Source organism: Paraburkholderia sp. CNPSo 3076 (assembly GCF_026343935.1).
Taxonomy (GTDB): Bacteria; Pseudomonadota; Gammaproteobacteria; order Burkholderiales; family Burkholderiaceae; genus Paraburkholderia; species Paraburkholderia nodosa.
On the sequence record NZ_JAPMAL010000003.1, the window covers coordinates 259,372 to 273,121 of the forward strand.

At 64.5% G+C, this 13,750-nt stretch carries 13 protein-coding genes; 5 read left to right on the plus strand and 8 right to left on the minus strand.

Annotated features, from left to right (window positions below; genetic code table 11):
• Positions 1-13: 13 nt before the first annotated feature.
• Positions 14-880, minus strand: a complete 867-nt coding sequence (locus M3A49_RS05015) for a helix-turn-helix transcriptional regulator (protein WP_266227691.1) — start codon at positions 878-880, stop codon at positions 14-16.
• Positions 881-998: 118 nt separating this feature from the next.
• On the opposite strand from M3A49_RS05015, the gene M3A49_RS05020 reads away from it, so the two are divergent.
• Together M3A49_RS05020 and M3A49_RS05025 are read left to right on the plus strand one after the other, a co-directional pair.
• Positions 999-1,829 carry a carbon-nitrogen hydrolase family protein gene (locus M3A49_RS05020; RefSeq protein WP_266227692.1) on the plus strand — a complete coding sequence of 277 codons (831 nt, stop codon included), beginning with the start codon at positions 999-1,001 and terminating at the stop codon, positions 1,827-1,829.
• A 132-nt stretch (positions 1,830-1,961) separates the two neighbouring features.
• Positions 1,962-3,317, plus strand: a complete 1,356-nt coding sequence (locus tag M3A49_RS05025; RefSeq protein WP_266227693.1) for an APC family permease — start codon at positions 1,962-1,964, stop codon at positions 3,315-3,317.
• A gap of 97 nt (positions 3,318-3,414) precedes the next feature.
• On the opposite strand, the gene M3A49_RS05030 is transcribed toward M3A49_RS05025, so the two are convergent.
• Positions 3,415-4,086 carry a GntR family transcriptional regulator gene (locus tag M3A49_RS05030; RefSeq protein WP_266227694.1) on the minus strand — a complete coding sequence of 224 codons (672 nt, stop codon included), beginning with the start codon at positions 4,084-4,086 and terminating at the stop codon, positions 3,415-3,417.
• 384 nt (positions 4,087-4,470) lie between these two features.
• Between M3A49_RS05030 and M3A49_RS05035 the strand changes: the two genes are divergently transcribed.
• Positions 4,471-5,628: a branched-chain amino acid ABC transporter substrate-binding protein gene (locus M3A49_RS05035; protein WP_266227695.1), complete on the plus strand. Its 1,158-nt coding sequence runs from the start codon at positions 4,471-4,473 to the stop codon at positions 5,626-5,628.
• A 398-nt stretch (positions 5,629-6,026) separates the two neighbouring features.
• The gene (locus M3A49_RS05040) at positions 6,027-7,133 is read left to right on the plus strand and encodes a DUF2242 domain-containing protein (protein WP_266227696.1); all 1,107 of its coding nucleotides are present in this window, start codon (positions 6,027-6,029) and stop codon (positions 7,131-7,133) included.
• A 15-nt stretch (positions 7,134-7,148) separates the two neighbouring features.
• Here the strand turns inward: M3A49_RS05040 and M3A49_RS05045 are convergent, their stop codons facing one another.
• Positions 7,149-7,775: a LysE family translocator gene (locus tag M3A49_RS05045; protein WP_266227697.1), complete on the minus strand. Its 627-nt coding sequence runs from the start codon at positions 7,773-7,775 to the stop codon at positions 7,149-7,151.
• A 405-nt stretch (positions 7,776-8,180) separates the two neighbouring features.
• On the opposite strand from M3A49_RS05045, the gene M3A49_RS05050 reads away from it, so the two are divergent.
• Positions 8,181-8,663, plus strand: a complete 483-nt coding sequence (locus M3A49_RS05050; RefSeq protein WP_028202732.1) for an Lrp/AsnC family transcriptional regulator — start codon at positions 8,181-8,183, stop codon at positions 8,661-8,663.
• 39 nt (positions 8,664-8,702) lie between these two features.
• Here M3A49_RS05050 and M3A49_RS05055 read toward each other — a convergent pair whose 3' ends face one another.
• The 5 genes from M3A49_RS05055 to M3A49_RS05075 all read right to left on the minus strand — a co-directional run bounded on the left by M3A49_RS05055 (position 8,703) and on the right by M3A49_RS05075 (position 13,692).
• Complete coding sequence (locus M3A49_RS05055) at positions 8,703-9,365, minus strand: OmpA/MotB family protein (protein ID WP_266227699.1); 663 nt, start codon at positions 9,363-9,365, stop codon at positions 8,703-8,705.
• A gap of 6 nt (positions 9,366-9,371) precedes the next feature.
• Entirely contained in the window at positions 9,372-10,175 is an 804-nt protein-coding gene (locus M3A49_RS05060; RefSeq protein WP_266227700.1) for a flagellar motor protein, read from the minus strand.
• Between the two features lie 14 nt (positions 10,176-10,189).
• On the minus strand, positions 10,190-11,413 hold the full coding sequence (locus tag M3A49_RS05065; protein WP_266227701.1) for a cyclic nucleotide-binding domain-containing protein: 1,224 nt from the start codon (positions 11,411-11,413) through the stop codon (positions 10,190-10,192).
• A gap of 317 nt (positions 11,414-11,730) precedes the next feature.
• Positions 11,731-11,961, minus strand: a complete 231-nt coding sequence (locus M3A49_RS05070; RefSeq protein ID WP_028202735.1) for a DUF2783 domain-containing protein — start codon at positions 11,959-11,961, stop codon at positions 11,731-11,733.
• Positions 11,962-11,979: 18 nt separating this feature from the next.
• Positions 11,980-13,692, minus strand: a complete 1,713-nt coding sequence (locus tag M3A49_RS05075; protein WP_266227702.1) for an FAD-dependent oxidoreductase — start codon at positions 13,690-13,692, stop codon at positions 11,980-11,982.
• Between the last annotated feature and the right edge of the window lie 58 nt (positions 13,693-13,750).

The window sequence follows — 13,750 nt, forward strand, 5'->3', positions numbered from 1 at the left end:
AGGCGCGCGGCGCTCATGCGCCCACGCGCCCGAGCGGCTCGTAGAAGAGCGCAAACAATTCCGACTGCGAACTCACGCCGAGCTTCGCGTAAATATGCTTCTTGTGCGCGCGCACGGTCTCGAACGAAATTTCGAGCCGCTCCGCAATCGCGCGCGTGGAAAAGCCGCTCAGGCTCAAGCGCACCACTTCGATCTCGCGCGCGGTGAGCGGCACGCGTCCGCTTTGCTGCGTGACCGCCTCGATGCGGCTCGCGAAGCCCGCCTCGCTCAACTGCCCCTGCTGCGCCGCGCTGTCGGCTGCAGCCGCATCCGACGCGACCGCCTCGGCGACACCCTCGGCAAACGTCTCATGTGCAAGCCGCTGCTTCATGAGCGCGACCACCCACGGCGCGAACATCGCGAACAACGCAATATCGCGCTCCGTGTAATGGTGCTTTGCGCCTAGCGAGAAAATCAGCGTGCGCGCTTCGTCCAGCGGCACATTGAACTGCACTTCGTCGCCGATGATGTTGCTCTTGAAGTAGCGCTGGTAATAGTCCGTCATGCTGAAATTGTCGGGCGCAACTTCGGCGAGCGTGACGAGCCCCGCGCGCGGCTTCTCGCTCGCATTCAGATAGAACGGATCGAGCAGGTACATCCCCTCCAGATACGCGCGGAACAAGAGATCCACGGTGCCGTCGGGCATGGGCGACTCGGCGCACACGAGCGGCGCGCGATCGCGCCGGAAGACGAGCGCAACCCAGTTGTCGAACGCGACGAAGCGCTCGATCACACGCGTCATGCGGGTCCAGAAGTCGGGGCCGTCGAGGGCGTCGATCAGCGTCGCGATATGGTGATGGAACGCGCGGTCCTGCCAGTCCAGTTCCGTGAGGGGCTCCATGGGTCCTCCGATCAGGGTACCCCTGCAGGGTAATTTCTCGACAAAAATAACGTGGAGATAATAGCCGCTCCTGACGCCCACGCGGTGCTTTACGTAATACATAAGGATGGAGACAGGCATGCAACTCGAACTCGCGCAGATCCCGATCGTGGACGGCGCAGTCGCTCCCAACCTCGCCCGCGTACTCGACGCTACGGCCAGGCGCCGCGAAGGCAGCGATCTCATCGTCTTTCCCGAAGCCACGCTCACGGGCTTTCCCACCCGCGAGAACGTGCGCAACGTGGCCGAATCGCTCGAAGGCCCCTCGCTCTCCAAAGTGCGCGACGCCGCACGCGCGGCCCAGATCGGCGTCGCCGTGGGCCTCGCCGAGCGCGACGGCGATCGCTTCTACAACACGACTGTGCTGATCGACGAACGCGGCGACATCGCGCTGCGTTACCGCAAGACGCACCTGTGGGCCACGGACGTGGGCGTGTTCACGCCTGGCGACCGCTATGAGGTGTGCGAATACAAGGGCACGACCGTGGGTCTCTTGATCTGCTACGACATCGAGTTTCCCGAAACGGCGCGCGCCGTGGCCTCGCTCGGCGCGGAAATGCTCGTCGTCACGAACGGCAATATGGATCCGTTCGGCCCCGTGCATCGCCGCGCGATCGTCGCGCGCGCGATGGAGAACCAGATGTTCGCCGCGCTCGTGAACCGCACCGGCAACGGCGACGACAACCTCACGTTCCCCGGCGAAACAGCACTCGTGAGCCCGTTCGGCGACGTGCTCTGCGAGTTGAAGAACGAAGACGCGGTGCTGCACGCGAAGGTGGATCGCACGCTGCTCGCGCAAAGCCGCGAGCACTACAGCTATCTGCACGACGCACGCATTGCGCTCAATCTCGCGGACGAGAACGACGCGCAAGGCCGTCGCTCGCTCAATATCCGCCCGCGCACGCGCTAAAGCCCTTACAAGCGTCAAGCAGCAAGACCCGGTAACAAGCCCGGCAACCAGCGATCCGGCAAGCCGCTTCTCGTGGCTCGCCCGGCTCGCCCACGCCTGCCAGAACCGCAGCACCCAGGAGACAACTGCATCATGAAGCCAGCCTCGCCGTCGCATGAACGCGGCACTCAAGAACCTCACCTGAAGCGCACGCTCGGCCTGCCGTCCGTGCTCCTGTTCGGCCTCGCCTATATGGCGCCGCTGATCGTCTACGGCACCTATGGCGTGCTCGCCGGCGCGAGCCAGGACACCGCCGCTCTCGCGTATCTCATCGCGCTAGTCGCAATCGTGTTCACGGCGTTCAGCTACGGCAAGCTCGCGCGCCTTTTCCCGGTGGCGGGTTCGGCCTACACGTACACGCGCAAGAGCTTCAATTCGCATCTGGGCTTCATGATCGGCTGGGCCACGCTGCTCGATTACTTCTTCCTGCCGATGGTGATCTGGCTGATTGGCGCGGCGTATCTTGGCGCGGCGTTCCCGAGCGTGCCCACGTGGATCTGGATCGTCGCGTTCATCGTGCTCACGAGTGCGCTGAACGTCATTGGCATCGAACTCGCGGCGCGTTTCAACATCGTGCTCATGATCGTGCAGCTCGGCATTGCGGCAATGTTCGTAGTCCTGTGCTTGCACTACGCCTCTGCAGCCGCGGGCCCGGGCGGCCTGATCGCGGCGCAGCCGTTCTTCCAGCCGCACGTGCCGCTCTCGGCCACGATGGCGGGTGCTGCGATCGCCGCGTATTCATACCTCGGCTTCGACGCCGTTTCCACGCTCACCGAGGAAACCATCGAGCCCGAAAAGACCATTCCGCGCGCCATCGTGCTGATCGCGCTGGTGGGCGGCGCAATCTTCGTGATCGCCGCTTACACGCTGCAGCTCGCGCATCCGGGCGCCGTCTTCAAGGACCCCGATTCGGCCGCGTTCGAAATCGCGCGCAAGGTGGGCGGCGATATCTTCGTGACGATTTTCCTCGCGGGCCTGATCCTCGCGCAGTTCGCCTCGGGCATCTCGGCGCAGGCCAGCGTGGGGCGTCTGCTCTATGCGATGGGCCGCGATGAAGTGCTGCCCAAGTCGATCTTCGGCTACATTCATCCGCGCTTTCGCACGCCTGCGATCAACATCGCGATTGCCGGTGTCGTCGGTCTGATCGCGCTGAAACTCGACGTGGCCACGTCCACCTCGTTCATCAACTTCGGCGCGTTCCTCGCGTTCACTTCGGTGAACCTGTGCGTGATCCGCCAGTACTTCAGCGGCGCGGCGGGCACGCGTAGCTTCGGGTTGCTCGGCGGTCTGGTGTTCCCGCTGATCGGCGCCGTGACCGACATCTGGCTGCTGTGCAGCCTCGAAAAGACCGCCATCGTGCTCGGCGTGATCTGGTTCGTGCTCGGCCTTGTTTATCTCGGCTGGATCACGCGGTGCTTCCGCCAGGCGCCGCCGGAAATGGCCGTGTAAGCACAGCGCATCACACTCAAGTCCGCTTCAAGCAAAACGGCGAGCGTCCCTTACGGGGCGCTCGCCGTTTTTCCATCCTGCGCAGCGAAAAAAACGCTTAGTTATCCAGACCAGCCAGCCGCGCCGCGGCCATCACTTCGCGCCTGGTATCGAGAATATGCCGCTCGATCAGCGCCACCACTTCATCCACGGCGCGCCGCTTGCAAGCATCGACGATCGCGTAGTGATCGCTTTGCACTTCGTTCTTCTCCGTATCGAGCGACATGCGCAGATGCGTGTATCGATTCGTCGTACTCAGGCAGTACTCCTCGATCATCTTGCGCAGCCGCGAGTTGTTCGCGGGCGCGCACAGCGCCAGATGGAACTGGCGATTGCATTCGGCCCACTCCGCGGGCGACGAAGCGGCGTCGTACGCCGCGAGAATGCGCTTCATCACGTCGATGTCGCCCGCCACCATGTTCGGCACCGCGAGCTTCGCCGCGTAGGTCTCCAGCGCCGCGCGAATGTCGAGCAGCTCGCAGATCTCCTGCGTGGACATGGCGATCACCACCGCGCCGCGATTGAGCTGATAGCTCACGAGCCCTTCGGCCTCGAGCTGGCGCAGCGCCTCGCGCACGGGAATGCGGCTCGCGCCGAAGCGCTCCGCAAGGCTCTCCTGGCGCAGCTGCGCACCGGGCGGCAGCACGCCGCGCAAGATCTCGTCGCGCAGCTGGTCGCGGATCGTTTGAGGCAGCGATCGCTGGTCTTCCTTGGCCTGCACTGTCGTCATGAGCTCGTGGGCGCCGGGCGGACGAACGCCGTCCGACGAAAAAGTGTTGTCGTCAATATTTTTGCTGCCAGAATTGGATACAATCCAATCGCTTCTGGATATTTAAACTGGCAGTACGGATCCGCCAGCCATTCCCACTGTGCCGTGTCCTTGTCTGGAGACTGTATAGGTTTCTGTAAGCATCTGAAAACCAAGCAATTTTAGCGTATCCATCGGGCCGTCCCGAGGCTGTTGCGTGCGCAACGGTTTCGCCCGGCAAACCGCCATCTGGCGGCCGGTTTCTTTTGCTTCACCCCTGCGCAAAAAGGCACGCCGCGCGCTCCGAACGCGGTGCGGGCCCGGCTGCGCCCATGAAAAACGTAGACCGCTGAGGAGAGAACCAGAATGAACCCAAGCAAACACCAGCTGCGCCTGCGCGCGCCCGTTGTTCTTGCTGCTGTCGCGGCCCTGTGGAGCGCCGGCGCGCTCGCCCAGGCCACGGACGTCAAGATCGGCTTCGCCGCCCCGCTCACGGGCGGCCAGGCTCACTACGGCGCGGACTTCCGCAGCGGCGTGCAAATGGCGATCGACGACGAGAACGCCACGAACCCGACCATCGGCGGCAAACCGGTGCGCTTCGTGCTCGACGCCTACGACGACCAGGCCGACCCGCGCACCGGCACGACCGTCGCGCAGAAGCTCGTGGACGACGGCGTTTCGGCCGTGATCGGCCACTTCAACTCGGGCACCAGCATTCCCGCCGCGCCGATCTACGCGAAGGCCGGCATCCCCGAAATCGCCACGGCCACCGCGCCCACCTATACGCGCCAGGGCCTGCCCACCACGTTCCGCCTCGTCACGTCCGACGCGCAGCAAGGCAGCGTGCTCGGCGAGTACGTGGTGAAGGATCTGAAGTTCAAGCGCTTCGCCGTGATCGACGACCGCACGGCCTACGGTCAAGGCGTGGCCGAAGAGTTCGGCAAGGCCGTGAAGGCGGCGGGCGGCACGGTGGTCGCGCAGGAGTTCACGAACGACAAGGCCGTGGACTTCCGCTCGATCCTCACGCACATCAAGTCGGCCGACGCCGACGCGATCTTCTACGGCGGCGCCGACACCCAGGCCGCGCCGATGCTCAAGCAAATGAAGTCGCTCGCGATCAAGGCCACGCTGATCGGCCCCGACATGATGCATTCGGACGAGCTCATCAAGATCGCCGGTCCGGCGGCCGAAGGCGCGCTCGCTTCGTCGGGCGGCAGCCCGCTCGACCAGATGCCGGGCGGCAAGCGCTACGTCGAGCACTACACGAAGCGCTTCAACAAGCCGGTCGAGCTGTACTCGCCGTACGCGTACGACGGCACGCGCGCCGTGTTTGCCGCCATGAAGAAGGCGAACTCGACCGATCCGCACATCTACCTCGCCTCGCTCAAGACCACCAACATGAAGGGCGTGACCACGAACGAGCTGGGCTACGACCAGTACGGCGACCTCAAATATGGCGGCGTGACGGTCTACAAGGTCGTGAACGGCAAGTGGCAGCCGCTCACGACGGTCGGCACGAAGTAAGTCGATGAAGTCAGTCGACGAAGTGAACCGATAAAGTGAGCCCACACTGACGCCGCGTTGCGGGCGCGGCGGCCAGTGTGGCCCGACGATTTTGCGCATTGCGCACAGGAACAGCCGGCGGTACCCGGCTGCGGCGCACGGCAGCGAGTTCTCTTCTCCGCCCGCTGCCCCGGGCGCCGGGTTGACACGGGCTTTCGCGTTGGGCGGAAGCCCGTTTTTTTCGTCATGTGGGATGTAAGCTTCGAGACGCCTTCGTCCGGCTTTCGAAATCCCTCGAAAAAACGAGCGTTCGGTCGTGCGCAGCGGAACCGAACTACAATGCATCCCGTCCGATGCAATGCCGCATTGCTGCCCTGTTTGCTCTGAATATGTCCCGTTTTCCGAAAGTCGTCCCTCGTTTGTCCGCCCCGCTTCGCAGCGCCGTCCTCGCCGTAACCACGGTGACGCTCGCCGCTGCGCTCGGCGCGTGCTCCTCGCCCAAGCCCGGATTCCAGGAAGATCAGTTGCTGAGTACGGCGCCCAGCCAGTTCTCGCGCAGCTTCAGTTACGCGAGCGCTGACGCCTGCGAGTCGTCGCGCCGCGCGCTGCTGAGCCAGGGCTACATGACGACAATGACGCGCAACGACACCGTCGACGCCACGAAGAACTTCCAGCCGACGATGGATCAACACATCGTCGTGGAGGTGCACGTGGTCTGCACGCCGGGCGACGCGACCAATACGAGCATGGTGTATGTGAACGCCGTGCAGAACGGCTACGCGCTCAAGAAGAGCGATACCTCGGCAAGCGTCGGGCTCTCGATTCTGGGGTCGGTCTCTCTGCCTATTCGCTCGAACAGCGACGAAATGGTGAAGATTTCGAGCGAGACGATCCAATCTGGCCCGTTTTATTCACGATTCTTCGATCTGGTGGGGAAGTATTTGAACGCTTCGGCGCGCAGTGAGCCGGTGCCGGGCGCCGGCGCGATCAAGATTTCGCCGTTGCCGCCGCCTATCGAGCCGGTCACGGCAAGCGCCGCGCCCGCCGCGACCACGGTGGGGTCGGCCGCGCCGGCCGCCGCAGCAGCGGCCGCGGCGACGGGTGCGGCGGTGTTGCATGGCAGCACGCTGCCGGCGGCGCCGGTCGTGACAGCGCCATCGGTTGCACCTGCACCTGCGTCTGCGCCTGCCACGGCGACGCCCGCTCCCGCCGCTTCTGCTCCGAGTGCCTCCGCACCGGTCGACCACGGCGCTGCGGCTGCGACGGCGATCATCGGCGTGCCAGCGACGGTTGCGGCAAACCCACAGGCTGCGGGGCTCGCGGCGAGTGTGACCACTCACAATGCCGCGACGCCCGTGGCGGCGTCTGCGGCCGTGGCGGCGTCGGCTAGCGTGGCGACGGCACAAACGCTCGCGTCGGCCTCAACGACTTCCGGCACCCAGAGCGTGGCAGCGGAATCGGCAACGCCGGCAGTTGCCGCAGCCACGCCGATTGCAGCGCCGGCCGCTTCCACTCCCTCGCCTTAAGCGCCGCCTGCGCGCTCAGCGCAAGCCGGCCATCATCGCGCCCAGTCCCACGAGCAGGCTGCCCATCAGGCGATTCACGGCGCGCATGCGCCTCGGCCGCTGCAGCACGTGGCGCAGCCGGTGCGAAAACAGCGCCATCGACGCCACGCCGCCCGCAAACAGCAGCGCGAACGTCGCCGCCAGCAGCCAATACTGACGGTTGGCGCTCCAGGGCGCATCGGCGCTCATGAACTGCGGGAAAAACGAAGGGAAGAACAACAAGGTCTTCGGGTTGAGCCCCGAGGTCGCGAATCCGCGCCAGAACAGATCGCGACGGCTCGCACCTTCGGCTTCGGCAGGCACATCCGTGTCCGTCAAAGAGCGGCTGCGCCACTGCTTGCAGCCCAGCCAGACCAGATAGGCCGCGCCCAGCCAGCGCAACAACGTAAGTGAATGCTCACTAATGAGCAACAGCGAATTGAGGCACAGCGCCGTCAGCGCGAGCTGGAGCAGCACCGCGAGCGTGCCGCCCCAGACGCAGGGCAGCGCGCGGCGCCAGCCGGCGTGGAGCGCCTGGCTCATGGTGAGCACGTTGACGGGACCGGGCGTGTAGACAAGGACGAGCGCGGCGGCGAGAAAAGATAGATACAGCTGGATCGACATTGCGGGGCGTGCTTACAGAAACGTTGTAACGAACGGCGCTCGAGGTAGCGAAGGGTATTGAAAGCGGGTATCGAAAACGGGCAACAAAAAACCGCGCGAAAGCGCGGTTTTCAAATGCCATCTGCCTGACCGGACATTGCTGGCTGCGTGGTGAACGCGCGCAACGCCCGGTAGCCGCCGCAGGGTGCAACGGAAACGGCCCTGACGGACCACCGCGGCTCGTGGCTGCGGCGGCGCTCCCCACTGCGGGGAGGTGGCCGCGTGGGTCGTGCCAGGCAAGAAGGCATGTGGAAAATATACCGGGGAATCGCCGGTATAGGCTCCCGGTTTTCAGGCGGAAACCGTCAATAGACAGAATCTTCTTCCGCTACAATCGCCTCTACCTGTACAAGATTCTTTTTTGCCATGAGCCCTCGTGAACGCCCGCCCAAAGCGCTCGACAACCAGGACCGCAAGATCCTCAGCGCCCTGCAAAAGAACGCCCGACTTTCGAACGCCGAACTGGCCGAGCAGGTTGGTATGTCCACCACCGCGTGCTGGAACCGCACGCGCCAGCTCGAAGCCGATGGCTATATCGACGGCTATGTCGCGCTCGTGAACCAGCAAAAGCTGGGCTACGCCGACATCGTGATTCTGGAAGTGACGCTCGACCGCCACGAAGACGACGCGCTCGCGCGCTTCGGCGCCGAACTTGCGGCGCTGCCCGAAGTGCTGGAGGCCTATCTCGTCTCCGGCGAGTACGACTACTGGATCAAGGTGGCGGTGGACGGCACCGCCGGCTACGAGCGCTTCCTGCGCGAGAAGCTCTATCGCATCTCGAGCATTCGCCACAGCCGGTCGATGTTCGCCTTGCGCTGCATGAAAGATGTGCCGTCCATGCAGGTGTGACGCGCGTTTGCCTTGGCGATCACGCGAAGAGCGCGAGCGTCAGCGCTGCACGATCAACGTCACGCGCCGGTTCAGCGCGCGGCTCGCGGGGTCGTTGCCTGCCACGAGCGGGAAGTTGTCGGCGCGGCCAATCGCGGCGAGCCGGTGAGGCTCGATGCCGCGCTCGACCAGATAGCGCACCACCGCGCCCGCGCGCGCCGAAGAGAGCTCCCAGTTCGATGCGAATTTCGCGTTCGAGATCGGCGTGCTGTCGGTGTGCCCTTCCACGAGGATATTGCCCGCCGGCGCCGCGCGCAGCACCTCGGCGATACGGCCCAGCACGCCAAGCGATTCGGGCAGCAGTGTGGCATCGCCCGCGCTGAACAGAATCTTCGCGTTGATACCGATCTCCACGCCGCGCGCCGCCGGCACGATCGTGATTTCGCCGCGCTCGCGCAGCGTTTCGAGCGCGGCGAGCAGCGCCTGATCGACGGCGGCCATTTTCCCGACCGCTGCCGCAATGCTCGCAGGTTGCGCCGCCGAGCGTACTTCGGATTCCTTATGCTTTGCGAGCTGTATCGCATAGAGCGCGAGGAACAGCACCATCAGCGTCGTGATCAGGTCCGCGTAGGAAAGGAGCCAACGGCCGGAACTCGATTCGCCGCCTTCGTCCTCGTCGTGGTCGAATTGGGCCGTGAGCGGCAGGTCTTTATCGGCAGGCATGGGCGGTCAACTCGCGCGCGTCGTGTCCAGCGCCCACACGTTCGCTTCGCCCTGCAAACCGCCGCTCTTGCCGCCCACCTCGCCAGCGAGGCGCGTGGCGATCGTGTGGGGCGACTCCTTGCGCGAAATGGCAAGCAGGCCGTCGAGATAGAGCTTGCGCAGGCGCAGTTCGCTTTCGATATGCGCACGCATCTTGCCATATAGCGGCAGAAAAACGAGGTTCGCGAAAGCAAGGCCGTAAAGCGTGGCGACGAAGGCCACGGCAATGCCGGGCCCGAGTTCGGCAGGCTCGATCAGATGCCCCGTGACCTGGATCAGGCCGAGCACCGAGCCGAGAATGCCGAATGTAGGCGCATAGCCGCCCGCCTGCTGCCACACACGCGCCGCCGCCATGTGCTTGCGCCCGGAGGCTTCGAGTTCGCGCTGGAGCGCATCTTCGAGCACGGCGGTCGAAACACCGCTCGCAAGCAGTTCGAGCCCGCGCCGCGCGAACGGATGAATGCCTTGCAGATCCATCGACTCGAAGGCTAGCAGACCATTGAGCTTGGCCTGATCGCCCCACTCCAGCACGGCGGCCAGGCTCGCTTCGTCTACGCGCGGCGCTTTCACGAAGGCCGTGCGCAAATGCTTCACGGCGTCGAAGAAGCGCGCCCACGTGTTCTGGATCATCACGGCGCCGAGCGTGCCGCCCAGCACGATGGCCAGCGCCTCGGGCTGGAGCAGCGTGACGAAATGGCCGCCTTCGAGCGAGAAGCCCGCGACGATAGCGAGCGCGCCAATGGCGATACCGATCAGGGTAAGCAGATCCATGCGTGTCTCCCAACTCAGCGATCCGCCTGGCGCGCGCCAGGCGTCTTGAGTGCACGCACCGCTTCAAGCAGGCGCTGTTCGATGTCCTCGACTTCCACGGGATCGATCTTGATGTCGCGGCGCATGACCCACGACACTTCGTTCTTGCGTGCGTCCGCCATCACCGAGAGCAGGCGCTCGGATACGGCCGGATCCTCGATCGAGGCGAGCAGTTTCGCGAGATCGTAGGTATCGAGCGCGCTCACGGCTTCGAACAGCGTGCGCTGATCGACAAACAACAGATCGTCGAGCGCCTTGAGTTCGCCCGAGCCGCGGTTCGTGCGCTTCGAGAAATACGCCACGCCCTTTTGCTCGACGAAGTTGAGCACCTTCGACTTGCGGAACGCAAAGACCTCGTCGGCGATTTCGGCGTGCGAGAGCTTGTTGAGAATGACCTTGCGCTCCACGCCGATCAGCGCTTCGAGATCGCCCAGTTCGATCAGTTCGAGTTCGCTGTTGATCGACACATCGAGATCGCTGTCCGCGACCTGCGTCGCGCGCTCCACGATGCGCACGGGGTCGAACGTCACCACCTGGCGGCCCAATGCGCCTTCTGCCGCTGCCGCGTTATTGGCGAGGTGCGTGGCCTGCCCGCTTTGCATCGCGACGAGATTGAGCTTTTCCATGCGCCGGAGCATGGCCATCACATGCGGACGCGAATGGCCGGCCACGGCACGGCATTTCTGCACGACGTCGGCGAGCGGCACGCTCACTTCGGCGCCGCTCGCGCCGTGCCGCGACCAGGTATCGCTGCTTTCGGCGCGATCGCCCGCGCCTGCGATCAGCGCGAGCACGTGCGCGTACGACAGTACGCCCGGCATGAAGTCGGCATGGGTGTAGGTGGCGAGCAGGTCGTCCTTCGCCTTGACGCGCCGCGTGAGCGTGCGCACCACGTGGCGCAGCATCGGCGTGACGCGTTCGAGTTCCTCTTCGATGAGGCTCGCCGGCACGACGGTCAGCTGGCAAAAGCTGAGCGCCTTCGCCGTGTTCGGTCGCGGTTCCGCGGCGAGCAGTGCGGTCTCGCCGAAAAATTCGCCGCGTCCGAGCGTGGCCATCACGACTTTCTTGTCGTCGCAGCGGGTGGATATTTCGACCTTGCCGTCGGCGATCACGAAGATCAATCGCTCGCCTGCAAAGCCTTCCGAATAAATGATCTCGCCCGGCGCCGCCGTACGCGACCATGTTTGACTGCGATTCAAGTTCTATCCCCGGAAAACGATTCCATCGCCCGCATTTGTCTGACTATCTTATGCGTGTGCGAAGTGAGTGCTATGAGCCGCGTTTACGGCGTTTCCCAAGGCGTTCTTGAATCAGCTTGCATAGATGGCACGCGTGGAAAGCATGCCGAAAGCCGTTGGCGCGAGCCTGTGCGCCGGGGTGTCATGCGCGCTTTGCAAACGCAAACGATTGCTTGCGCGAGAAGTGCTGCAAATGGGCGATAAATGGCGTGTGGCAAATGAATGCGGCCAGTTCGCACTGGCCGCATGTGTCAACGCTATCAGTCTCTTTCAGTCTTTCATGCCGCAAGTTTTCCCGTCGCACCGTTGCTCGCCGGCGCACTCACGCCCGCGCGCGCGAAGCGAAGCGCTTGCAGCAGCGTTTCGTGCTCGCCTATGTGGTTCGCGAGCAGCAGGATCAGCTGCGCATTGGCCGATTGACTCTGCGCCTCGTCGAGATCGCGATGCATGTCGATCAGCGCTTCGTAAAAGTCGTCCGGTCTTGCCAGATTCGGTTGGGTGTTCAGCATGGTTGTCTCCTCGTTCCTTTATGCCGTGCCTTGCACGCAAAGCGCTCGCTTGAGCGCACGCTCCACGCGCGCCGCATCGGCGCGCCGCCAGCGCGCGCTCACGTGCTGGTCCGGACGAATCAGATAGAACGCGCCGTCCTGCGCGCCGTAGCGCTGCGCCGCCAGCCCTTGCATGTCGCGCAACACCACCGTCGATGCTGGCAGACCCGCGGGCACAGCCGCATCGCCTTCGAGCATCACCACGAACTTGAGCGGCACCGGACAGTGCGAAAGCGCCTGCAGCGTGTCGAGCGTCGCGGTATCGAATGCCGAGCCCGCACGGCTGAAAACGAGCCCCGCGAACTGGTCGCCCAGATGCGCGAGCAGCCAGCTCTCGTGACCCGCTGCGTTGCGCACCGGCGCGTCTGCGCACGAAGCCCCCGGCTCCATCTGGCCGTCGAACGTCTCTTCGTCGGGCGTGTTCAAGGTCGATTCGCGCAGCACCGCCGGCACGGAAAGCCGGCCGCTGTTCACGAGTTGCCGCGCAAATGCGTGCTCGCGAGCGAGCGTGAGCACGGCGTCACGGAACACGCGGCTCACCGCGCTTTTCGGCGTGATGAAGTCGGTCGAGCGCGTGGAGTTGCGGATGTTTTCGTCGGCTGCGTATTCGCGCTCGCTCGCGTAGGTGTCGAGCAGCGCGTCGGGCGCATGGTTCTCCAACACCATCGCGAGCTTCCACGCGAGGTTCTCGCCGTCCTGGAAGCCGCTATTCGCACCGCGTGCGCCGAACGGCGAAACCAGATGCGCCGAGTCGCCCGCGAACAGCACGTTGCCCTGGCGGAAGCTGTCCATGCGCAGACACGAGAACGTGTAGATGCTCACCCACTCCAGCTCGAACTTCACGTCGGGCCCGAGCAGCGCACGCACGCGCGGAATCACGCGCTCGGGCGTTTTCTCGAGCACCGGGTCGGCGTCCCAGCCGAGCTGGAAGTCGATGCGCCAGACGTTGTCGGGCTGGCGATGCAGCAACACCGACTGGTTCGGATGGAACGGCGGATCGAACCAGAACCAGCGTTCGGTGGGGAAGTCGGCTTCCATCTTCACGTCGGCGATGAGGAAGCGGTCCTTGAACGTGCGGCCGTGGCTGTCGAGGCCGAGCAGCTTGCGCAGCGGGCTGCGCGAACCGTCGGCGGCCACCACGTAGCGCGCGAGCAGCGTATACGGGCCGTCGGGCGTTTCGATTTCGAGCGCGACGTGCGCATCGGCGGCGCCCGGCGTGCCGTGCTGCGCGACGCCCGTGACCTTGCTTTTCCAGCGGATTTCGAGGTTGGGCAATGCCTGCGCACGTTCGAGCAGGTAGCCTTCCACGTAGTACTGCTGAAGATTCACGAAAGCCGGCCGATGATGGCCGCTCTCGGGCAGCAGGTTGAACGTGTAGACGAGTTCGTCCTTGCGGAACACCTTGCCCACGTTCCAGCTCACGCCCTTTTCGACCATGCGATCGCCGCAGCCGAGGCGGTCGAAGATATCGAGCGAGCGCTTGGAAAAGCAGATGGCGCGCGAGCCCGTGGAAAGCGTGCAGTCGTCGTCCACGAGCACCACCGGCACACCTTGCCGCGCGAGGTCGATGGCCGTCGCGAGGCCCACCGGCCCCGCGCCGACCACCACGACCGGACGCACGCACGCGGCGGCGTCCGGAGTTTGTTCGCTGCATCGCGCGTAGTCGAAGGTCAGCGTCTGATAGTCGATCATTCTTGTCTCCTGTCGACCAGGGTTGGCGCTTTAGCGCCTTACTCTGGTCCCATGCCGC